This window comes from Pseudoxanthomonas sp., assembly GCF_027498035.1.
Classification (GTDB): domain Bacteria; phylum Pseudomonadota; class Gammaproteobacteria; order Xanthomonadales; family Xanthomonadaceae; genus Pseudoxanthomonas_A.
The window spans coordinates 3970907-3992803 of sequence record NZ_CP114978.1 but is presented as its reverse complement, the minus strand read 5'-3'; the positions used below and the strand labels follow the sequence as shown (position 1 = coordinate 3992803).

Annotated in this window: 18 protein-coding genes; 5 read left to right on the top strand and 13 right to left on the bottom strand. The window is 67.3% G+C overall.

Translation table 11 applies throughout. The features are described from left to right. The first annotated feature begins 31 nt into the window (after positions 1 to 31). Positions 32 to 1468: an IS1182 family transposase gene (locus O8I58_RS17610; protein WP_298318979.1), complete on the top strand. Its 1437-nt coding sequence runs from the start codon at positions 32 to 34 to the stop codon at positions 1466 to 1468. Positions 1469 to 1629: 161 nt separating this feature from the next. Here O8I58_RS17610 and O8I58_RS17605 read toward each other — a convergent pair whose 3' ends face one another. The 5 genes from O8I58_RS17605 to O8I58_RS17585 all read right to left on the bottom strand — a co-directional run bounded on the left by O8I58_RS17605 (position 1630) and on the right by O8I58_RS17585 (position 6251). Continuing rightward, the gene (locus O8I58_RS17605; protein WP_298318975.1) at positions 1630 to 1917 is read right to left on the bottom strand and encodes a hypothetical protein; all 288 of its coding nucleotides are present in this window, start codon (positions 1915 to 1917) and stop codon (positions 1630 to 1632) included. Positions 1918 to 1930: 13 nt separating this feature from the next. Further along, positions 1931 to 3472 (bottom strand): NAD-dependent succinate-semialdehyde dehydrogenase, encoded by a 1542-nt coding sequence (locus tag O8I58_RS17600; RefSeq protein WP_298318972.1) that lies wholly within the window; start codon positions 3470 to 3472, stop codon positions 1931 to 1933. 209 nt (positions 3473 to 3681) lie between these two features. Next, positions 3682 to 4053 carry a hypothetical protein gene (locus tag O8I58_RS17595; RefSeq protein WP_298318969.1) on the bottom strand — a complete coding sequence of 124 codons (372 nt, stop codon included), beginning with the start codon at positions 4051 to 4053 and terminating at the stop codon, positions 3682 to 3684. Between the two features lie 94 nt (positions 4054 to 4147). Further along, positions 4148 to 4909 (bottom strand): LytR/AlgR family response regulator transcription factor, encoded by a 762-nt coding sequence (locus O8I58_RS17590; RefSeq protein ID WP_298318966.1) that lies wholly within the window; start codon positions 4907 to 4909, stop codon positions 4148 to 4150. After that, positions 4902 to 6251 (bottom strand): sensor histidine kinase, encoded by a 1350-nt coding sequence (locus O8I58_RS17585; RefSeq protein WP_298318963.1) that lies wholly within the window; start codon positions 6249 to 6251, stop codon positions 4902 to 4904. The genes O8I58_RS17590 and O8I58_RS17585 overlap by 8 nt, the downstream gene beginning before the upstream one ends. 347 nt (positions 6252 to 6598) lie before the next feature. Between O8I58_RS17585 and O8I58_RS17580 the strand changes: the two genes are divergently transcribed. Together O8I58_RS17580 and O8I58_RS17575 are read left to right on the top strand one after the other, a co-directional pair. After that, positions 6599 to 7183 (top strand): TetR/AcrR family transcriptional regulator, encoded by a 585-nt coding sequence (locus tag O8I58_RS17580; RefSeq protein WP_298318960.1) that lies wholly within the window; start codon positions 6599 to 6601, stop codon positions 7181 to 7183. Between the two features lie 76 nt (positions 7184 to 7259). Further along, complete coding sequence (locus O8I58_RS17575) at positions 7260 to 7844, top strand: hypothetical protein (protein ID WP_298318957.1); 585 nt, start codon at positions 7260 to 7262, stop codon at positions 7842 to 7844. 188 nt (positions 7845 to 8032) lie between these two features. Here O8I58_RS17575 and cobA read toward each other — a convergent pair whose 3' ends face one another. The 7 genes from cobA to O8I58_RS17540 all read right to left on the bottom strand — a co-directional run bounded on the left by cobA (position 8033) and on the right by O8I58_RS17540 (position 17897). Next, positions 8033 to 8800, bottom strand: coding sequence for a uroporphyrinogen-III C-methyltransferase (cobA, locus tag O8I58_RS17570; protein WP_298318954.1), 768 nt, complete (start codon positions 8798 to 8800; stop codon positions 8033 to 8035). Between the two features lie 40 nt (positions 8801 to 8840). After that, positions 8841 to 11642: a nitrate reductase gene (locus tag O8I58_RS17565; protein WP_298323163.1), complete on the bottom strand. Its 2802-nt coding sequence runs from the start codon at positions 11640 to 11642 to the stop codon at positions 8841 to 8843. Beyond that, positions 11639 to 12004, bottom strand: coding sequence for a nitrite reductase small subunit NirD (gene nirD, locus O8I58_RS17560; RefSeq protein WP_298318952.1), 366 nt, complete (start codon positions 12002 to 12004; stop codon positions 11639 to 11641). The genes O8I58_RS17565 and nirD overlap by 4 nt, the downstream gene beginning before the upstream one ends. Continuing rightward, positions 12001 to 14418 carry a nitrite reductase large subunit NirB gene (nirB, locus tag O8I58_RS17555; protein WP_298323160.1) on the bottom strand — a complete coding sequence of 806 codons (2418 nt, stop codon included), beginning with the start codon at positions 14416 to 14418 and terminating at the stop codon, positions 12001 to 12003. Before nirB ends, nirD begins: the two co-directional genes overlap by 4 nt. Before the next feature lie 167 nt (positions 14419 to 14585). After that, positions 14586 to 15758 (bottom strand): MFS transporter, encoded by a 1173-nt coding sequence (locus tag O8I58_RS17550; RefSeq protein ID WP_298323157.1) that lies wholly within the window; start codon positions 15756 to 15758, stop codon positions 14586 to 14588. A 500-nt stretch (positions 15759 to 16258) separates the two neighbouring features. Continuing rightward, entirely contained in the window at positions 16259 to 17320 is a 1062-nt protein-coding gene (locus tag O8I58_RS17545; protein WP_298318950.1) for a CmpA/NrtA family ABC transporter substrate-binding protein, read from the bottom strand. Between the two features lie 4 nt (positions 17321 to 17324). Further along, complete coding sequence (locus O8I58_RS17540; protein WP_298318948.1) at positions 17325 to 17897, bottom strand: ANTAR domain-containing response regulator; 573 nt, start codon at positions 17895 to 17897, stop codon at positions 17325 to 17327. A gap of 75 nt (positions 17898 to 17972) precedes the next feature. Between O8I58_RS17540 and O8I58_RS17535 the strand changes: the two genes are divergently transcribed. Continuing rightward, the gene (locus O8I58_RS17535; protein WP_298318944.1) at positions 17973 to 18956 is read left to right on the top strand and encodes a siroheme synthase domain-containing protein; all 984 of its coding nucleotides are present in this window, start codon (positions 17973 to 17975) and stop codon (positions 18954 to 18956) included. 226 nt (positions 18957 to 19182) lie between these two features. Beyond that, positions 19183 to 20580 (top strand): MFS transporter, encoded by a 1398-nt coding sequence (locus O8I58_RS17530; RefSeq protein ID WP_298323154.1) that lies wholly within the window; start codon positions 19183 to 19185, stop codon positions 20578 to 20580. 1 nt (position 20581) lies between these two features. Here O8I58_RS17530 and O8I58_RS17525 read toward each other — a convergent pair whose 3' ends face one another. After that, entirely contained in the window at positions 20582 to 21853 is a 1272-nt protein-coding gene (locus O8I58_RS17525; protein ID WP_298318942.1) for an MFS transporter, read from the bottom strand. Between the last annotated feature and the right edge of the window lie 44 nt (positions 21854 to 21897).

Sequence of the window (21897 nt, the reverse complement as noted above, 5' to 3'; positions counted from 1 at the left end):
ATATCTGAGCATCACTTGATTGGTGCCGGGCATGAAGCGATTCGTCGATAGCGTTGATCGGTCCCAGGGACTTCTGCTCCCTGATCGGCTCGAAGACTACGTCCACGAGGAGAACCCGGTGCGGGTGGTCGACGCGTTCGTTGAAGCGCTCGACCTGAGTGCCTTGGGCTTTGAGGCGGTTGATCGTGCCGCTGGCGGCCGGCCCGCCTATCACCCGGCCGCGCTGCTCAAGATCTACATCTACGGCTATCTCAACCGCATCCAGTCCAGCCGTCGCCTGGAGCGCGAAGCGCAGCGCAACCTCGAACTGATCTGGCTGACAGGACGATTGGCGCCGGACTTCAAGACCATCGCCGACTTCCGTAAGGACAACGGTAGTTCCATCGTGTCGGTGTGCAGCCGGTTCGTTGCGCTGTGCCGGAGGATGAAGGTCTTCTCACATGCAGTGGTCGCAATCGACGGTAGTAAGCTCAAGGCGGTGAACAGCCGAGAGCGCAACTTCACCGCTGGCAAGATCAGGGCGCGTCGCGAACTGTTGGACGAGAGCGTGGCCCGCTATCTGGCCGAGCTGGATCGGGCTGACCGTGATCCAGCGCTGCTGCCAGAGGGGCGTGTCCCCCATCTGAAGGACAAGCTGGCCAAGGTGCGTGAGCAGATGGAAGCGCTCGATGCCATCGAGCAGCAGCTCAAAGACACACCCGACCACCAGATCTCGCTGACTGATCCTGACGCACGCTCGATGACTTCGAGCGGACGTGGCACCGGGACTGTGGGCTACAACCTTCAAGCCGCGGTCGATGCTGAGCATCATCTGATCATCGCCCATGAGGTCACCAACGCAGGTAACGACCGCGCCCAGCTCTCGGCCATGGCCATAAAAGCCAAGGATGCGCTCGGCGCCGAACACATCACTGCGCTGGCCGATCGCGGCTACTTCAATGCGCCGGAGATCCTGGCGTGCGAGCAGGCTGGCATCATCCCGCTGGTGCCCAAGCCACTGACCTCGAACAGCAAAGCCGAGGGCCGGTTCGACAAGCGGGACTTTATCTACGACCCGCGAGCTGATGCCTATCAATGCCCAGCGGGCGAAGCCGCCACCCATCGCTTCACTACTGAAGAGAATGGCCTGACGCTACACAAGTATTGGTCATCGGCCTGTCCTGCCTGCCCGATGCGAGCCAAGTGCACGACCGGCCGCTACCGACGCATCAGCCGATGGGAGCACGAGCACGTGTTGGAGACGATGCAGCTGAGGCTCAATGCCAGGCCACAAGTCGCGGTGACGCGAAAGCAGACCGTGGAGCATGTGTTCGGCACGCTCAAGGCTTGGCTGGGCACTACGCCATTTCTGACCACAACCCTTCCAAAGGTCAGAACAGAGATCAGCCTGGCCGTCCTGGCCTACAACATGAAGCGCATGATCAAGATCATCGGAATGCCGGGCATGCTGAGAGCAATCGCAGCCTAGGCGTCGAACTTCCGTACTTGTCACAGTTGTCTGATCTGGACGCACCAGTGACGCTGAAACATCGGCGAAGAGTTTTTACACAGCCTCGACCGAAAGCAGTCATGCGACTTTTCCTGCGCACCAGTTGCACTTGCAACTCAGCGCGCATATCCCCCACGCGTTCAATCAACCAACAACCGCTCCGCGCCCGCTTCATGGACGATGCGCGTCAAGCGGTGCGGGGTGGCTTGGCGCCGCATGCGATCCACGGCGTACATGTGGGCGATGGCGTGCTGGCGGCTGATGTCCAGCAGGGTGTAGCCGGCCTGTGTGGTGTTGCTGAAACGGATGTGCGGGTTGTTGCCCATGGCATCGCCAAAGCGTCTGGCTGGTGGTGACCGTGCGGCCAAGGCAGAGGTGACGATTTCCGGTGCCACCGGCGGCGACGCCGGGGCAATCCCCGCACGCATGCGCGTCACCGCCTCATGCAGCAGTGATGCTCACCGTTTTGGTATTCAAGTACGCCTCCACCGCCTCCGGACCGCCTTCGGAGCCGTAACCCGAATCCTTGACGCCGCCGAACGGCAGCTCCGCCGTCGGCAGCGCGGACTGGTTGATCCACAGCATGCCCGTCTCCACCTGCTGGCTCAGCAAATGCGCGTTCTTGATCGAGCGCGTGAACGCATAGGCCGACAAGCCATAAGGCAAGCGATTGGCTTCGGCGATGGCTTCTTCCAGCGTGTCGAATCCGCGCACAGCCGCCACCGGGCCAAACGGCTCATCGTTGAACACCAAGGCATCCAGGGGCACGTCCGCCAGCACGGTGGGGGCAAAGAAATTGCCGGCATGGCCCACGCGCTCGCCGCCGGTGGCGACCTTGGCGCCCTTGTTGCGCGCGTCCAGCACTACCTGCGCCATCGCATCCAGACGGCGCGCATTGGCCAGCGGCCCCAGCGTGGTGCCCGCCTCCAGCCCGTTACCCAAAGTCAGCGATTGGGCATGGCTGACCAGCGCTTCGGTGAAGGCTTGCTTGAGGCTGTTGTGCACAAGAAAGCGCGTCGGCGAGATGCACACCTGCCCGGCATTGCGGAACTTGGCCGCGCCGCTGGCCTTGACCGCCAATTCGACATCCGCATCCTCGGCCACGATCACCGGCGCATGACCGCCCAGCTCCATCGTTGCGCGCTTCATGTGCTGCCCGGCCATCGCTGCCAGCTGCTTGCCCACTGCCGTGGAGCCGGTGAAGGTGATCTTGCGAATCACCGGATGAGCAATCAGATACGACGAAATCTCCGCCGGATCACCAAACACCAGCCCGACCGTGCCGGCCGGCACGCCGGCATCGACGAAGGCCTTGATCAAGGCCGCAGGCGCGGCCGGTGTTTCCTCCGGCGCCTTGACCAGAAACGAGCAGCCGGCGGCCAGCACCGCGCCGATCTTGCGCACCACCTGATTGATCGGGAAATTCCACGGCGTGAACGCCGCCACCGGCCCCACCGGCTCCTTGATGACCAGCGCCTGCGCGGCAAGATTGCGCGAGGGCACGATCCGGCCATAAACGCGCCGGCCTTCATCGGCAAACCACTCGATGATGTCGGCGCCGGCCAGCGTCTCCACCCCGGCTTCGGCCAGTGGCTTGCCCTGCTCCTGCGTCAGCAGCGGCGCGATGGCATCGACACGCTCGCGCAGTAGTGCAGCCGCGCGTCGCATGATCGCCGCACGCTCATGGGCCGGAGTGTTTTTCCAAACGTTGAAACCTCGCTGCGCCGCTGCCAAGGCGCGGTCCAGATCCTCCTTGCCGGCGTGAGCCACCGTACCGATGACCTGCCCCGTGGCCGGGCTCAACACGTCCAGCGTCTTGCCGCTGGCCGCATCCACCCATGCGTTGTCGATCAAAAGTTGCGTGTTGGGATAGGAGACAGACATCGCATGCTCGCTACTGAAAAGGTGCCCGCAAGCATAGACCCGCAAAGCAGGCTCCCGAATGAAGCCCCAGTCTTTCAACGCCTGCTGCGGCAGTGACACAAGCACATGGGGTGCAGCGAAAAGCACCGCACATTGAACACCGCCGCGTACCCCGCCAAAGCCATGACCCAGTGCAGTACCGTCACCGCCAAGCAGGACCCAGCCACGCTGGTGAAGTGATGCATTCCAGCTGACGCGTGACCCGAACGCCGCCGCAGGCCTCCTGCGGCGGCGTTCTGCTTTTGGCCGATGACAGGCCTGCCGCTGCGTCACCCTCCGCAGCGGGTCCCGGCGCCAGGCGCTTCGGCCTGGACGCATTCACGGACCTGCCCGGCCAATCCCTTGAGCAGGTGCCTGTCGCCCACCGCCAGGCTGAAGCTGTCCATCGGCGTGCGCGCACACTTCGCCTCGTCGGCTGCGGTGGCTTGCGCCGCGCAGCGTTCCTGGAACACCTGGTAGTGGCAGCGGCCGCTGATGCTGCGCACGCACTGGAAGGTGGCCGCATCGTGGTCCTGCGTGGTCCGGCTGAACAACGTGTCCTGGCCATCGACCTGGGTCCGGGTCACGGTCGTGGTGCTGCTGTTCCCGTCGCAACCGAACAGCGCGAGCAGGCAATACAACATCGAGGTCAACAGGCGCATGGCGCATTCCTTGTAATCCGGTTGTCTGGTCGGCCGGGCAGTGCCGGCAGGATGCAAAACATCCGTCGCGCAGCGGGAGACGCCACGCGATGGCTTACATGCCCTTGAACAAGCCCATGAAGGGCTGGCTGACGGTCAGCAGTTCCGGCCGGTTGCGCAGGCGCAACTGGCCCTTGCCGCTGTCTTCGCGGATCACCGAAGACACCGCCTTGAGGTTGACGATGGTCGAACGATGGATCTGCTTGAACACCGCCGGGTCCAGCGCGGTCAGCAGTTCGCGCAACGGCGTGCGCAGCAGTGCCTCGCCTTCGGCGGTCATCACCACGGTGTACTTCTGGTCGGCGCGGAAATACGCCACGTCTTCCAGCAGGATCAGGCGTGTCTCGCGGCCGGTGCTGGCGGTCACCCAGGCCAGCGGCGCGACTTCGGGCCGGGCCCTGGGGGCGATGCGTTTGAGCAGGGCATCCAGCACCGCCACGTCCGGCGTGCTTTGCCGGCGTGCCTTCAGCCGCTGCACGGTCCAGTCCAGGCGCTCGCGACTGACCGGCTTGAGCAGGTAGTCCACGGCGCCGTGTTCGAAGGCCTCCACCGCGTACTGGTCGTAGGCGGTGACGAGCACAACTTGGGTGTGCGGACTGGCATCGGCCACGGCGCGCGCGACCTCGATGCCGGTCAGGCCCGGCATGCGGATGTCGAGGAAGGCCACGGCCGGCTGGCGCTCAGCGATGGTTTCCAGCGCGGTGGCGCCGTCGCTGCACTCAGCGACGATCTCCAGTTCCGGCCAGGCCTGGCGCAGCTGCGCCACCAGCGCGGCGCGCAGCAGGTCCTCGTCTTCGGCGACGACGCACTCAGCCATGCTGGCCCGCTCCGACGAAAACCTGCGATGGGCCGGCATCCTGCGGACGCTGCGGCGTCGGGGCCGGTGGCACCGGTGGCGGCATTGGCTGGCCCGGCGCGGGACGTGGGCGCGGCAGCACCAGCGTGGCCGCCATGCCCTGCGGGAAGTTGGACGTCAGCGAAAAGCGCGCTTCGTTGCCGTAAGTCAGGCGCAGGCGCTCGCGCAGGTTCTGCAGGCCGATGCCGGTGCCACTGCTCGGTGCACCGCCCAGGCCCAGGCCATCGTCGGCCACGGTCACGGCGATCCCGTCCTCGACCGATCGCGCCATCACCCACAGCGTGCCGCCACCGGGCTTGGGCTCCAGGCCGTGCTTGATGGCGTTCTCCACCAGGGTCTGCAGCATCATCGATGGCAGTGGCACGGCTTTGAGCGCATCAGGTACTTCGATGCGTGCATCCAGGCGCGCGCCCATGCGGATCTTGAGGATTTCCAGATAGGCCTGGGTGCGCTCCAGCTCCTCGCCCAGCGGCGACATGGCGTTCTCGGCGCGCGGCAGCGAACGGCGCAGGTACTGGATCAGGTGGCCCAGCATCTGCTCGGCGCGCGGCGGGTCGGTCGCCGCCAGCACCTGCGCATTGGCCAGCGTGTTGTAGAGGAAGTGCGGTTCCACCTGCGCCTGCAGCAGGTTCAGGCGCGCCTGGGTAAGTTCCTTCTCGGTGGCGTTGTGCGCGGAGGCCGCCTGCTCGGCGCGACGGCGCTCGGCCACGCGCCGGGCAATGGCGCGGGTCAACGACTCGATGTGTTCGTAGTTGGCGCCCTTGTCCACGGTGAACAGGTCGCGCCAGGCGCCGGCATCAGGTTCGCAGCGGAGGCTGGCACGACAGGTGCCCTCGCCCGGCATGATCGTCACCTGCACTTCATCCTGCCTGATCGCGCAGTAGGCCCGCACGTTGTACCAGGCGGTCTTGCGCCCCGGCTCCATGCCCGGCCGCTGGACCTGGCCATGCACGCTCAGGCTGTCATGGGTGGCAACCACCGAGTGGATGCGCGGCAGTTCGCGCACGGCGCCTTCCAGCAGGTCGAAGGCTTCGTTCGAATCCATCGGCAGATCGACGATGCGTCGTTGCCGGTTGGACAAGGTGGCGGCGTGAACTTCGCCGGCCATGACGCGCACCCGATGCAGGTGGTCGATGACCCGGATGGCCGCGGCAATCAGCAGGCCGACGGCCAGCAGCCAGAAGATCGGGCCTGGCGGCTCCTCGAAGCCGTGGAAGAACGCGGCCCACAGCGGAAACGCGATGCCAAGCGTGACCAGCCAGGCCCCCATGATCCGGACGAACAGGAAGACTCTCGGAAACATGGCACTAACCCCTGGGGAACTGGTGCGGAGAATACCCAGCCACCTGGCCGGCGCCAGCCCATCGGCGACCAAACCGCGCCTGGCCTGACGAAGCGCCTGCCAGGCGCGATCAAATGTCGTCGCCGGGTGGCTTGCGGGCCGTTTCCGCGCATCGGCATGCACCAACCGCAGCCATGCGGGGCCGCGTGCGCTTGCAGACGCCAACCACGCCCGCGGAGGACTCCACCGGGCAATCCCTATTGCAGGCATGGCCCTGTCCGCCGATGGATGCGGCCATTTCGGCGCAGCGTGAACGAAGCCAAGGACGGCGGCTTGCAAGACTACCTACTACTAGGTAGGCTGCTCGCATGACAGCACTCGCCCCCACTGCCGCACAGATCCTGGCCCAGGCCCGCACCCTGATCGCCGAGGGCGGCTACAGCGGTTTCAGCTATGCGGACATCGCAAGCCAGGTTGGAATCCGCAAGCCCAGCATCCACCACCACTTCCCGACCAAGGCCGATCTGGTCCAGGTGCTGGTCGAACGTTATCGACAGGAGGCTCGCGAAGGACTGGCGGCATTGGAGCGCCAGGTTCCCGATCCGCGCCTGCAGCTCCAGCACTACATCGGCTACTGGGAGACCTGTATCGGCGATGCGAGCGCCCCGATCTGCGTCTGCGCGTTGCTGGCCGGTGAGTTGCCCCTGCTTCCTGAAAGCGTCGCGGCCGAGGTCAAGGCGCATTTCCACGACCTCGCCGCATGGCTGGCCGCGGTGTTCGAACGCGGCGTGCAGCAGGACGTTTTCCAGTTGACCAGCACACCGCGCATGGAAGCCGAAGCCTTCATGGCGACCGTCCATGGCGCAATGCTGTCCGCACGCGCCTACGGCGAGCCCGGGATCTTCGGATCGATCATGCAACCCGTCCTGGGCCGGTACGCACCGGCCCGGTAACCCCGCACCCCATCGCATTCCCTGGCGACCACGCGTCAGCCAACGGCTTCGTGCGCCCAAAAAAAGAGGATCCACCATGGACATCAACCACGACAACACCGCACCGGCCACGCAGCAGCGCTGGCTCAAGCGCTACTACGCTGCGCGCGCCGCTTTTTCATTCGTCTGGGTGGCCGCGGCCTTCGTCCTGGCACCGCGCGATGCCACCATCGCCACCACCCTGCTGGTGATCTACCCCGCATGGGATGCGATCGCCAATTATCTCGATGCACGACGCAGCGGGGGGCTGTCCAGCAACAAGACCCAAGCCATCAACATCCTGGTGAGCATCGCCACGACGGTCGCCGTGCTGATCGCGTTGCCGGCCGGCATGCATGCGGTCCTCGCGGTCTATGGCGCCTGGGCCATCGTGTCCGGGCTGCTGCAGCTTGGCACCGCGATCAGGCGTCGCAGCTACGGCGCACAGTGGGCCATGATGCTGAGCGGCGGCCAGTCGGCCCTGGCCGGCGGATTCTTCATCGTCCAGTCGCTCCAGCCTGCGATGCCTTCCATCGCCAACATCGCAGGCTATGCCGCGGTCGGCGCCGTTTACTTCCTGATCTCGGCGCTCTGGCTGACGGTCAGTGCATTGCGTGGCCGGGCCGCGGTCCGTGGGGCCTGAGGTCTCCTGCACATGGATGCCGAAGGTGCGCAACGCGAGCTGCCGAACCACGGCGTATCGACGGGATACCGCACGCACCGCGGGCGTTGCTTGCGCGCGGGCTTCAAGCTGCGCATGAAGGATCTGCCTGCTGCGATCAGCGGCAGGCGGGTCCGCCGTAACGTCGCCCTGGGTAGCGCCATCGCCGTTCAACCCATCGCTTGCAGGCCCGGCTGCAACACCTCCATCGCCGGCCAGGCCTCGGCCAGCGCGCTGCCGACCAGGATCACGCCCGGCGCCTGCCCGGCCAACGTGGCCGTCTCGAGCAATCCACCCAGCGTGGTCAGTGTGACCCGTTCGCTGGGCCTGCTGGCGTCGAACACCAGCGCGGCCGGCGTCTGCACAGGCAGGCACTTCAACAATCCTGCGCTGATCGCTGCGATCCGGCGCACGCCCATGTAGATCGCCAGCGTGGTCCCGGTCGCCGCCAGCGCCGCCCAGTCCGGCTCTCCGTCGTCGTGGGTGTGCGCGGTGATGAAGGTGACGCCGTGGCAGTGGCCGCGATGGGTCAGCGAGACCCCGAGCGCGGCGGCCGCGGCAAACGCCGCGCTGACGCCGTTGATGATCCGCACACCGATCCCCGCACGGCGCAGGAAGGCGATTTCCTCCCCGGCCCGGCCGAACATCAGCGCCTCGCCGCCCTTGACCCGGACCACGCGCAGGCCCTGCAGCGCGTAGCGGCGCATCAATCGACAGATGAAATCCTGGGGCGTGGAGCGGCAGCCGCCGCGCTTGCCGACCCGGATCACCCGCGCCTGCGGTGCCAGTGCGGTGATCTCCGGATCGACCAGCTCGTCCAGCAGCAGCACCTGGGCCACGGCCAGCGCCTTGACCGCCTTGAGCGTGAGCAGCTCCAGATCGCCAGGACCGGCGGACAACAGCACGACTTCGCGCAGCGGGGAATCGACGGGGGACATGGCGGAAACTCCTGGCATCTGGGCTGGGACGGGGCCTGGATCAGGCCGACTGGGCTTGCTGGTACATCCGGGTCAGTTGCGGAATGCAGGAGCCGCAGACGCTGCCGCAACCCAGACCCTGCTTGAGCGCCGCGACGTCGGCGCCGCGCTGCAGTTCGGCCTGGATCGCCGATTCGCTGATCTGCCGGCAACTGCACACCACCGGATCGCGGCGCACGCGCATCGCCCGTGCGAACACCGACAGGCGCGGCCCCTGCCACGGCTGGCCGGAGAGCGCGGCATCGAGCAGGCCCTGACTGGCGGCGCTGCGCTGGGTCTCGCTCAGCAGCAGGCCATCGATATGGCTGTTGCCCGCTTCGAGCCGCCAGCCGACGCGGCGGATCAAGCCGCGGCGCGCGTCGCGGTATTCCAGTGCGTCCGGTCCGGCGGGCAGGTCCAATGCCGTCATCAACGCCTGCATCCAGGCGACATCGGGCGCCACCGCGCAGGCTGCGCGCAGCACGACCCAATGGCCTTCCTGTTCGGACGCGCCCGGTTCCGCATGCAGGCCCAGGCCGGCGTAGCCGCAGGCGTGCAGCAGCGGTTGCAGCGCGCGTTGCAACGCCAGCGCGTCGCCGCGCCGTGCCGCCAGCAGGTGCCAGCCGAATTCGGCCTTCTCCACCCGCACCGCCGCGTGCTTGAGTTCGGGCTGTTGCGAACGCGCGTCCACCGCCGAGGTGCTGACCTCGTTGATGCCGCCGCTGGACAGGTGCTGGCCGCTCCAGTGCATCGCCGCGAACACGCAGCCCGAGCGCACCTCGTCGGACAGCTCCAGCGGCAGCACCAGTTCGCCGCGCTTGCTGCTCACCCGCACCAGATCCCCGGCCTGCAGGCCGCGCCGCACGGCATCGTCCGGCAGCATGCGCAGGCCCGGCTCGGGGCTGTGCGCGAACAGCGCCGGCACCCGCCCGCTACGCGACATCCCGTGCCACTGGTCGCGCAGCCGGCCGGTCAGCAGGCGCAGCGGATAGCGTGCCGAGGTCGGTTCGGCGACCGGACGATAGGCGGTGGCGTGGAAGCGCGCACACCCGCTGGCCGTGGCGAACACGCCATCGGTGTAGCGCCGCGCCTGGCCCTGCGCAGCGCCGGCCGGGAACGGCCATTGCTGCGGGCCGTCACGCTCCAGCTTTGTGTAGTCGAGCCCGCCGATGTCGAGGTCGCGGCCGATGGTCAGCGCGCGGTGCTCGTCGAAGATCTCCGCGGGGCCATCGAAACCGAACAACGTCGGCGTGCCGGCCTGCTCCAGCTTCGCCTCCATCCGCCGCGCCACCTCGCGCGCGATCCACCAGTCCGCGCGCGCCTGTCCCGGTGCCGGTGCCGCCGCGCGCACGCGGGTGATGCAGCGTTCGGAATTGGTGACGGTGCCGTCCTTCTCGCCCCAGCTGGAGGCCGGCAGCAGCGCGTCGGCGTAAGGCACCGTATCGGTGTCGGCGAAGGCTTCCTGCACCACCACGTATTCGGCGCGCTGCAGCGCCTCGCGCACCCCGGCGATATCCGGCATCGAGTGCACGGGGTTGGTGCAGGCGATCCACACCGCCTTGATCCGGCCTTCGCGCAGCCCTTCGAACAGCTTCACCGCCGCCGTGCCGGGGCGCGCCGACAACCTGCCCTCGGGCAGCCCCCACAGCTGCTCCAATTCGGCGCGATCGGCCTCGTTGTCGATCTCGCGGTGCGCGGCCAGCATCGTCGCCATGCCGCCGACTTCGCGCCCGCCCATCGCGTTGGGTTGGCCGGTCAAGGAGAACGGCCCCGCGCCGGGCTTGCCGATCTGGCCGCTGGCCAGGTGCAGGTTGATCAAGGCCAGGTTCTTGTCGGTGCCGTGCGCGGACTGGTTCAACCCCATGCAGTACAGCGAAAGCGACGCCGGACTGCGCCCGAACCACTCCGCCGCCTGGACCAGGTCTTCCAGCGGGACACCGCAGATCTCCGCACTCATGCGCGGGGTGTAATCCCGCAGCAGGTGCTTGAGCTCGGCGAACCCCTCCGTATGCGCGGCGACGAACTCCGCATCCACCAGACCCTCCCAGACCAGGTGGTGCAACATGCCGTTGAACAGCGCGACGTCGGTCCCTGGCTGGATCGCCAGGTGCAGGTCGGCCATCGCGGCGGTGTCGGTGCGGCGCGGATCGATCACGATCCAGCGCACCTGCGGGTCCAACGCGCGCGCCTGTTCCAGGCGGCGGAACAACACTGGATGCGCGTAGGCCATGTTGCTGCCGGCGAACAGCACGGTCTGCGCCCGTTCCAGGTCTTCGTAGCACGTCGGCGGGCCATCGGCGCCAAGTGCCAGCTTGTAGGCCGACACCGCGCTGGACATGCACAGCCGCGAATTGGTGTCGATGTTGTTGGTGCCCAGCAGGCCCTTGGCGAGCTTGTTGAAGACGTAATAGTCTTCGGTGAGAAGCTGGCCGGAAAGATAGAACGCCACCGCATCCGGGCCATGGCGGCGGACGATGCCGGCCAGCCGTTCGGCGACTGTTTCCAGCGCCTGGTCCCAGGCCATCGGCTGTCGTGGCGCCTGTCGCTGCGTGCGCAGTTCCGGCACCAGCAAGCGGCCGTCGTGGCCGGCAATGGTCTGCGGCAGGCTACGGCCCTTGCTGCACAGCCGGCCCTGGTTGGCCGGATGCTGCGGATCGCCCTCGATGCCGACGATCCGCTCGCCGTCGGCACTGCTTTCACTGTGAACCAGCACGCCGCAACCGACGCCGCAATAACAGCAGGTCGAGCGGGTGGTACGGCGGATGACCTGCGCCGCTTCCGCAGCCAGCTCCGGCGCACACGTCACTGCGGCGCCTTCGCTCATGCCGGCTCCGCCAGCGCCTGCGGCTGGTCTACGGCCGTCAATACGATCCACACCACCGCGTCTTCGACTTTCACCGGATAGCGTGGTGCGCAGCCCACGTCCGGTGCACAGGCCTGGCCGTCGCCGAGCCGGATATTCCAGTTGTGCAACGGGCAGGTCACCGTCTCGCCACTGACGATGCCCTGCGACAGCGGGCCGCCCTTGTGCGGGCAGCGGTCGCGCAGCGCGAACACCGCATCGCCCGCGGTGCGGAACAGCGCGATCGGCGCCAGGCCTTCGACCTCCAGCACGCGCGCGCCCAGTGGCGGCAGTTCGTCCAGTGCGCAGACCCGCACCCACTGCGTGGCGTTGGCCATGTTCATTCCTCCACCGCCGCCGCGGGCGCGGCGATCCGCAGTGGCTGGAACTCCTTGTTGCGCTCGCCAGCGATGCGCACGCTCCAGGGGTCGAGCAGTCCTTCCAGCGAATACAGCAGGCGCTCGTACAGCGCCTGGCGGCCCTGCGCGTCGTCCACCACCTTCTGCTTGATGTAGTCCAGTCCGACCCGTGCGATGTAGTGCACGGTGCGGTCCAGGTAGTAGGCCTCCTCGCGATACAGCTGCAGGAACGCGCCGGTGTATTCCTTCACCTCCTCGGCGGTCCTGACCTTGGCCAGGAAGCGCGCGACCTCGGTCTTGATGCCGCCATTGCCGCCGACGTGGATCTCCCAGCCCGAGTCGACCGCGATGATGCCCACGTCCTTGATCCCGGATTCGGCGCAGTTGCGCGGGCAGCCGGACACCGCCAGCTTCACCTTGTGCGGGCTCCACATGTTGGCCAGCATCGTTTCCAGGTCGATCCCCATCTGGGTGCTGTTCTGAGTGCCGAAGCGGCAGAACTCGCTGCCCACGCAGGTCTTCACCGTGCGGATCGATTTTCCGTAGGCGTGGCCGGATTTCATGCCCAACTCGCGCCACACCCCGACCAGGTCTTCCTTCTTCACCCCGAGCAGGTCGATGCGCTGGCCCCCGGTGACCTTGACCATCGGGATGGCGTACTTGTCGGCGACATCGGCGATCCGGCGCAACTCGGACGGATTGGTCACCCCGCCCTTCATCTGCGGTATCACCGAGAAGGTGCCGTCCTTCTGGATGTTGGCGTGCGCGCGCTCGTTGATGAAACGCGACTGCGGGTCGTCCACGGCTTCGTGCGGCCAGGTCGAGAGCATGTAGTAGTTCAGCGCCGGCCGGCAGGTCGCACAGCCGTTGGGCGTGCGCCACTCCAACACCGCATAGGCCTGGACGTGGCTGAGCAGGCGCTGCTCGCGCACCGCCTTGCGCAGTTCGCCATGGCTCAGGTCGGTGCAGCCGCAGACCGCCTTGGTCTTGGGCGTTTCCTGGAAGTTCGACCCCAGGCAGTTCATCAGGATCTGTTCGACCAGCCCGGTGCACGAACCGCAGGAACTGGCCGCCTTGGTCTGCTTCTTGACGTCGTCGACGGTGAACAGGCCCTGCTCGCGCACCGCCTTGACGATCACGCCCTTGCACACGCCGTTGCAGCCGCAGACCTCGTCGCTGTCGGCCATCGCGCTGGCACGGTCCTGGCCAGCGGTGCCGGCATCACCCAGTGCGGTCTCGCCGAAGATCAGCGCATCGCGTTGATCGTGCACCGGGGTGCCGTCCTTGAGCAGCTTGAAGTACCAGCCGCCGTCCCCGGTATCGCCATACAGGCAGGCGCCGACCAGCTTGTCGTCGCGGATCACCAGTTTCTTGTAGACGCCACCGGCGGGATCGGACAGCACGATCTCCTCGGCACCGTCGCCGCCCATGAAGTCACCGGCCGAGAACAGGTCGATGCCGGTGACCTTGAGCTTGGTCGAGGACACCGAGCCCTTGTAGATGCCGATGCCGTACTGGGCCAGGTGGTTGGCGCAGATCTTGGCCTGTTCGAACAACGGCGCGACCAATCCGTAGGCAATGCCGCGATGGTTGGCGCATTCGCCGACCGCATACACCCGCGGATCGAAGCTCTGCAGGCTGTCGTTGACCACGATCCCGCGCGAACAATGGATCCCGGCTTCCTCGGCCAGGCCCGTGTTCGGGCGGATGCCTGCAGCCATCACCACCAGGTCGGCGGGGATCTCGCTGCCGTCACTGAAGCGCACGCCGATCACCTCGCCCGCGTCGTTGCCGAGGATCGCGCTGGTCGAAGTGCCCAGTCGGAAGTGCAGCCCGCGCTCGACCAGCGACTTCTGCAGCAGCCCGGCAGCCACCGGGTCGAGTTGGCGCTCCAGCAGCCAGCCGGCCAGGTGGACCACGGTCACCGCCATGCCGCGCAGCATCAGGCCGTTGGCAGCTTCCAATCCGAGCAGGCCGCCCCCGATCACCACCGCATGCTGCTTCACCTGCGCGGTGTCGATCATGACCTGGGTGTCGTGGATGTCGCGGTAGCCGATCACCCCCTTCAGGTCCTTGCCGGGCACCGGCAGCACGAATGGCAGCGAGCCGGTGGCAATCAGTAGCCGGTCGTAGTCGGCCGTGGTGCCATCACTTGCGATCACCCGGCGCCGCACCCGGTCGATCTGCGTGACCTCCTTGCCCAGATGCAGCTGGATGCCGTTGTCGGCGTACCAGGACAACGGGTTGAGCACGATGTCGTCGAAGTCCTGTTCGCCGGCCAACACCGGCGATAGCAGGATGCGGTTGTAGTTGGGGTGCGGCTCGGCGCCGAACACGGTGATGTCGTACATCCCGGGTGCGAGCTTGAGCAGCTCCTCCACGGTGCGGATGCCGGCCATGCCGTTACCGATCACCACCAGGCGGGGCTTGTTCATCGGGGAAATTCCTTGCGCGATGCTGGGAAGGGAGGAGGCCATCAGCTGTTGCCGGCTGCATGCAGGCAACGGGAAGGAGAAACGGTGTGGATGAAAAACGGCATGCAGTCCGCGACGGAACACGCTTGTTCTCAGACCCGCGCCGCGCCAGCGCCCGCCACCCACTGGCTGCGCCACTCGCGCTTGACCCAGGCCAGCAACCCCCAGCCGCCGAATGCGCACAGCGCGAACAGCCACATCCCTGGCGTGTAGCTGCCCGTCTGCTGCTTGAGCACGCCCAGCCCCGCTGCCAGCAGGAAGCCACCGATGCCACCGGCCATGCCGATCAACCCGGTCATCACCCCGATCTCGCTGCCGAAGCGCTGCGGCACCAGTTGGAACACCGCACCGTTGCCAGCCCCCAGGCACAACAGGGTCAGCACGAACAACAGCAGCGAAACCTGCGCCCCGCCCACACCGGCACCGGCGACCAGCACCAGCAACGCGACCAGCAGATAGACCCCCAGCAGCGAGCGCGTGCCGCCGATGCGGTCGGCGATCATCCCGCCAAGCGGACGCATCATCGAACCCGCCAGCACGCAGGCGGCGGTGGCCCATCCGGCACTGCGCGCATCGAAGTCGAACCGGTCATGGAAGTAACCCGGCAGCGCGCTGGCAAAACCGGAGAAGCCGCCGAAGGTGATCGCGTAGAACAGCATGAAGCGCCACGAATCGCGGTTGCCGACCAGCACCCGGCCGTAGTCGGCCCATTGCTTGCGCGCCACCGGTACCGGCGCCTCGCGCGCAGCGAAGATGAAGACCAGCAGCGCCAGCACCATCGGGATGCAGGCCAGCCCGAACACGCTGCGATAGCCGAATGCCGCGGCCAGCATCGGCGCGAACAGCGCTGCCAGCACCGTGCCGGAATTACCGGCACCGGCGATGCCCATCGCCGTGCCCTGGTGCTCGGGCGGATACCAGCGCGAGGCCAGCGGCAGGGCAATCGCGAACGAAGCCCCGGCGATCCCAAGCAACCCACCCAGCAGCACCACCTGGCCCAGGCTGTGGATGCCAAGTTGCCACGCGCCCAGCAGGCTGGCGATCACCGCCAGCTGCGCCAGCACGCCCACGCGCTTGGCCCCGATGCGGTCGGCCAGCATGCCCAGGAACAGGCGCAACACCGCGCCACACAGGATCGGCACGGCGACCATGAACGCACGTTGCTGGGTATCCAGCCCCAGCGCCTCGGCAATCGGCACCTGCAACGGCCCCAGCAGGTACCAGACCATGAAACTCAGATCGAAATACAGGAACGACGCGAACAGCGTGGGCGTGTGCCCAGATCGCCAGAAAGAGCGATTCATGCATGCATCTCCGGGTGAGCTTTGGCGAAAAAAAAGCGCCCTTCCGGTTTTCACCGGAAGGACGCCGTTGTCCTGGACGCCTCGGACCGCCGTTGGCCCAGTGCGTCGAATCGAGTTGTGTGCAGGAACGCCGTTGCTCCCGCGGGAAATGCTCAAGCAATCAGCGTGCCAAGTCCTTCATCCTTGGGTAACACGAATTCAAGCCATTGATCCAGAAGAAATAAGATGCCAAGACCGCGCCAGGCAATCACTCGCCCCCGCACCAACCACTCCCCGTATTCGTGCAACGCGCACCACACTTGTGCAATGCAATTGCAACATTGAAGTGTGTCTCGTTCCTCCGATCGCAGCCTGACAGGCAGCGCGCTCCCGCTCGGATGCTGACTGGACCACACATACGGAGCAGCGCCCCGCGATCCTGGAGGCACGGAAATTTCGCCATTCCTACGCTGGGAAACGGCTCAATCGCCGCTGCCCTGATCGAACAGCCGCACCGTGCGCCGCACCTCGGCAGGCACCGCGACCCCGACCCGCGCCGCCGCATGGCGGTAGCTGTCCAACCGATGGATGTCGCGCAGCAAGGCTTCCTGTTCCGGCAGCGATCCGCACCAGCCCCAGCGCAGCACCTGCGACAGGAACCATTCCCCATCGGACAGCCACGGCATGTTCACCGTGCCGCCGCGGTGGAAAGCCAATGCCGCCGGATCGGCGGCGTCGTATTGCAGGCACGCCTCCAGCTGCGCGACCGGCAAGCCGATCACATCGGGCTCGGCCAGCCACTGCGCGCAGCGCGCCCGGTTGGCCGGATCAGCATCGAGCCAGCGGCAGGCGGCAAGCACGCAGGCCGTCAAACGCTCGGCCAGCTCCGGCTGCAGCGCGGCGAAGTCGCGCCGGCAGGCAAGCACTTTCTCCGGGTGCCCCGGCCAGATCTCACCACTGCGGATCACCCGTCGTCCGACGCCCCGCGCCTCGGCCACTGCCGCCCACGGTTCACCGGAGCAGTAGCCATCGACCAGGCCCTCGGCCAGCGCCTCCGGCATCTGTGGCGGCGGGATCGTCAGCACGTCGATGTCGCGCATCGGGTCCACGCCCGAAGCCGCCAGCCAGTAGTACAGCCACAGCGCATGGGTTCCGGTGGGAAAGGTCTGCGCGAACACCGCGCGCCGGCCCAGCCCGGCCAGCACCTCGGGCAAGGCACGCCCGGCGGCGAGGGCGTCGGCCAGTTGCGGGGCCAGGGTGATCGCCTGGCCGTTGTGGTTGAGCGTCATCAGCAACGCCATCGGCGCGCGCGGCCCGGCGACGCCCAGCTCGATCCCGTAGACCAGGCCTGCCAGCGCATGGGCGGCGTCCACTTCGCCGGAAAGCAGGCGGTCACGCACCGCGGCCCAGGAGGCCTGGCGCTGCAGTTGCAGGTGCAGGCCCTGCTCGCGGTCCAGGCCGAGCCGGCTGGCCGCCAGCAACGGCGCGCAGTCGATCAGCGGCATGTAGGCCACCCGCAGCACGGTCAGGTCGGTGTCGTTCATGTCCTCATCCCAGCAAGTCGGCCATGGCCACGATGCGACGCGCCACCTCGACCAGCTTGAGGCCTTGCTTCATGGCCTGCTGGCGCAACACGGCGTAGGCGTCGGCTTCGGACAGGCCACGTTTTTCCATCAGCAGCCCCTTGGCGCGCTCGGTCAGCTTGCGGTCCTGCAAGGCCTGCTGCACCTCGTCCAGGCGCCTTCGCATCCCGCTTTCCTGCTCGAAACGCGCCAGCGCCACCTGCACGACCGGCGCCAGCCGCGCCGGTGAAAGCCCATCGATCACGTAGGCGGTCACGCCCGCGCCGACCGCAGCGCGGATCAGCTGGTCATTGCCATCACCGGAAAACATGACCACCGGACGCGGCGCACGGCTGTGCAGCATCGCCAACTGCTCCAGCGTGTCGCGCGAGGGGGAATCGACGTCGATCACCACCAGGTCCGGCTGGCACTCCAGCACCGCGCGCAGCAGCGCCGCGGTGTTCGCGACCTCGTCCAACACCTCGTAACCGGCACGCTCAAGCGCTTCGCGCAGCTGGCCGATCGGTTTCTCGGTATCGTTGACCAGCAAGACACGCATTGGCGAAGGCGGGGCGTGGACGTCGCTCGATGGTGCCATGCAACATGTCACCCGTGCGAGTCCCTCGGAGTCCAGATGCCACTTTTCCCCATGTTCTCCGACCTGAGCGGCCGCCACGTCCTGGTCATCGGTGGTGGCGAGGTCGCCAGCCGCAAGATCGATGCACTGCTGCATGCCGGCGCGCGCGTGCGGGTCCATGCGCATGAACTCGCACCGGCAGTGGCCGGGCACTTGCAGCAGCAACGCATCGAGCGATTGCAGGGCGAATTCGATCCGGCCTGGATCGATCCCTGCTGGCTGGTGGTGGCCGCCACCAATGATCCTGCCTTCAATCGTCGCGTGGCCGTTGCCGCGGGCGAGCGGATGCGCTGGGTGAATGTGGTGGACGATGCGGAGCTGTCCACCTATCAGGTCCCCGCCATCGTCGATCGCGACCCGGTGCTGATCGCCATTTCCTCGGCGGGCGCCGCGCCGATGCTGGTCCGGCGCCTGCGTGAACGGCTCGAACTGGACGTGGACCACGCGACGGGCGCACTGGCCCGGCTGCTGGCCCGGTATCGCCCGCGCATCTGCGAACGCTGGCCCAGCACCACGCTGCGCCGGCGCTGGTTCGACCAGATGCTCGATGGCGAACTCCCCGCGCGCCTGCGCGAGGGCGATCTCGCCGCGGCCGAACGCCTCCTGGAGGCATCGCTTTCCGAGGTCGATGCGGTACCCACCCGGGGCCGCGTCTCCCTGGTCGGCTGCGGCGACGGCCCCGACATGCTCACGATCCGCGCGTTGCGCCTGATGAACCAGGCCGACCAGCTCCTGGTCAGCGAAGACGTCCCGGCCGCGACGCTGGCCATGGCCAGGCGCGACGCCAGCGTCGGCCCCCTGCCCAGCCCCGATCCGGACCTGGCGCAGGCACTGGCAGCGCTCGCCGAGGCCGGCCAGCGGGTGGTCTGCTTGCGCCCGGGGGTCGGCTTCATCGATCCGCCCGGGCGTCAGTTGGCGGCGGCACTGCGGGCACGCGGCATTGCCTGCGAGCAGGTGAACGGCCCCGCTTCCCCGGCCTGACGCGCGACACGGTCGCGGTCCTTCGACTTGCCCGGCCCCTGCAAGGGGCGAATAATCGTCCGTGCTGCGGTGCGGCATCCTGCGCGCACCTCCCTGCACTCCCCTGGCTTGCCTCCATGCCCGCGCGCTTCGCGCCCAAGCATCCGGCCAGGGCAAGGACCGAAACGCTGTGACTGCTGCCCCCCAGGTGCTGGCCGATCCACCGCCCACCCCGTTGTCGAACAAGATGCCGGACTACCGGCTGGTCTCGCTGATCATCGCCTGCGCCATTTTCATGGAGCAGCTGGACGCGACCGTACTGGCCACCGCCCTGCCGGCCATGGCCCACGATTTCGGCGCGACCGCCCCAGCGATGAGCATCGCCATGACTTCCTACCTGCTGGCGCTGGCGATCGGCATCCCGGCCAGCGGCGCGATGGCCGACCGCTACGGCGCACGCCGGGTATTCAGCGCCTCGATCGTGGTGTTCATCGCCGGCTCGGTGCTGTGCTCGCTGGCCAATAGCCTGCCGATGATGGTCGGCGCACGCCTGCTGCAGGGCGCCGGCGGCTCGATGATGGCGCCGCTGGGCCGGTTGATCCTGCTGCGCGTGGTCGAACGCCGGAACCTGGTCTCGGCCATGTCCTGGACGCTGGTGCCTGCGTTCCTGGGGCCGCTGCTCGGCCCACCGCTGGGTGGCCTGCTGGTGACCTACTGGAACTGGCACTGGATCTTCTACATCAACATCCCGATCGGGCTGATGGGCTTCGTGTTGGTGCGCAGGTTCATTCCCTATATCGAAGCGGCCGACCATCCGACCCCGTTCGACCTGCGCGGCTTCGTGCTGTGCGGGCTATGCCTGGGCTGTGGATTGTTCGGCCTGGAGATGGTCAGCCAGCATGACGGCCTGGGCACGGCGTGCTCGCTGATGGGCGTCAGCCTGGCCGCAGCACTGGGTTATGTCTGGCACGCACGCCGGCACCCGGCGCCACTGCTGGACCTGAGCCTGATGAAGATCGACTCGTTCCGGCTGTCGGTGATGGGCGGCTCGGTGATGCGTGTCACCCAGGGCGCGCAGCCGTTCCTGCTGCCGCTACTGTTCCAGCTGGGTTTTGGCTACAGCGCCGCGCACGCCGGCCGGCTGGTCCTGGCCACCGCGCTGGGCGCGTTGTTGATGCGCCTGCTGACACCGTGGTTGCTGCGCCGGGTGGGCTATCGCCGTGGGCTGATCGGCAACGGCATGCTGGCCAGTGCCGGCTATGCGGTGTGTGCATTCTTCCGCCCGGGCTGGCCCGATGGCCTGATGTTCGCGCTGCTGGTGTGCTGCGGGGCGTTCATGTCGTTCCAGTTCGCCGCCTACAACACAGTGGCCTACGAGGCCGTGCCGACGCGCCGCATGAGCAATGCTTCCAGCCTGTACACCACCCTGCAGCAGCTGATGCTGTCGGTGGGCGTGTGCGTCGGCGCGCTGGTGTTGAAGCTGGCGATCTCGTTTGGCGATGACCCCAGCCCACAGTTGGGCGATTTTTCGGTGGCCTTCATCGTGGTCACGCTGGTGTCGCTGTCATCGACCTGGTGGCACCTGAAGTTCACTCATGACGTCGGCGCCGAACTCTCCGGGCATCGCGCCAAGGCCGCGGCCTGAGTCATTCGGCCGACGGACGCTTCCATAGCGAAATCGCCAGGCCCACGTTGACCAGCGCCACCACCGCCACATAGTGCGCCGGCGCCATCGCGCCCACGCGCGCGGCCAGGTAGGCGATCAAGGGCGGCGTCAGCGCGCCGGCAATCGCATAGGCCGCGTTGTAGCCCAGCGCCAACCCGGTGAAGCGCACCGACGCCGGGAACGCCGCGGTCATCACGCCCGGCGCCACGCCGGAAATGCCAGCGGTAAAGCCCGCCAGCGCGTACAGCGGCAGAAAGTGGCGACCACCGTTGGCCAGATCGATGTACAGCAGGTACACGCCGGCCATCAGCGCCAGCGAGGACACCAGCAGCGCCGGCGCGCGCCCGATCCGGTCGGACAGCCAGCCGGTCCACAGGCAGCCAAAGATCAGGCAGACCGAGGCCAGCACGCTGCCTTCGCTGGCCACCGCCGCGGAAATCCCGAACGAGGACTGCACCAGCGTCGGCGTCATCAGGATCACCACCACGATCGCCGCGGTCAGTGCCCAGGTGGCGCCCATCGACACCAGCACGCCGGCGCGGTGATCGCGCAGCACGTCGCGGATCGGCAGCGTCGCCAGCGCCTTGCGTTCGCGCATCTGGGCGAACACCGGCGTTTCATCCAGCCAGCGGCGCAGCCACACCGAGATCAGGCCGAACACGCCGCCGATCAGAAACGGCAGCCGCCAAGCGTGATCCAGCAACTGCGCCGGGGTGAACCCGTTTGCCATCGCCGAGGCCACCAACGCGCCCAGCAGCAGGCCCAGGCTCAGGCCCGCCGACAGCGTGCCGATCGCAAATCCCACCTTGTTGGCCGGCGCGTGCTCGGCCACGAACACCCAGGCACCCGGCATCTCGCCGCCGATGGCCAGGCCCTGGATCAGGCGCATCAGCAGCAACAGCAGCGGCGCGGCGATCCCGATCTGCGCATAGGTCGGCAGCAGGCCGATGCACAGCGTCGGCACGGCCATCAGGAACACGCTGAAGGCGAACAGCCGCTTGCGGCCGATGCGATCGCCGAAATGCGCCATCAGCACCCCGCCGATCGGCCGCACCAGGTAGCCGGCGGCAAAGATCGCAAAGGTCTGCAGCTGCGCCAGCCACGCCGGCATGTCTGCCGGGAAGAACAGCGCGCCCAGGGTCTTGGCGAAAAACACGAAGACCACGAAGTCGTAGAACTCCAGCGCCCCACCCAGCGCGGACAGCGACAGGACCTTGGCATCGTTGCGCAGCGGCGGGTTCATCGTGGACATGGGGCGACAGGACGGCGTGGACAAAAGGCGGCACACGATAACGG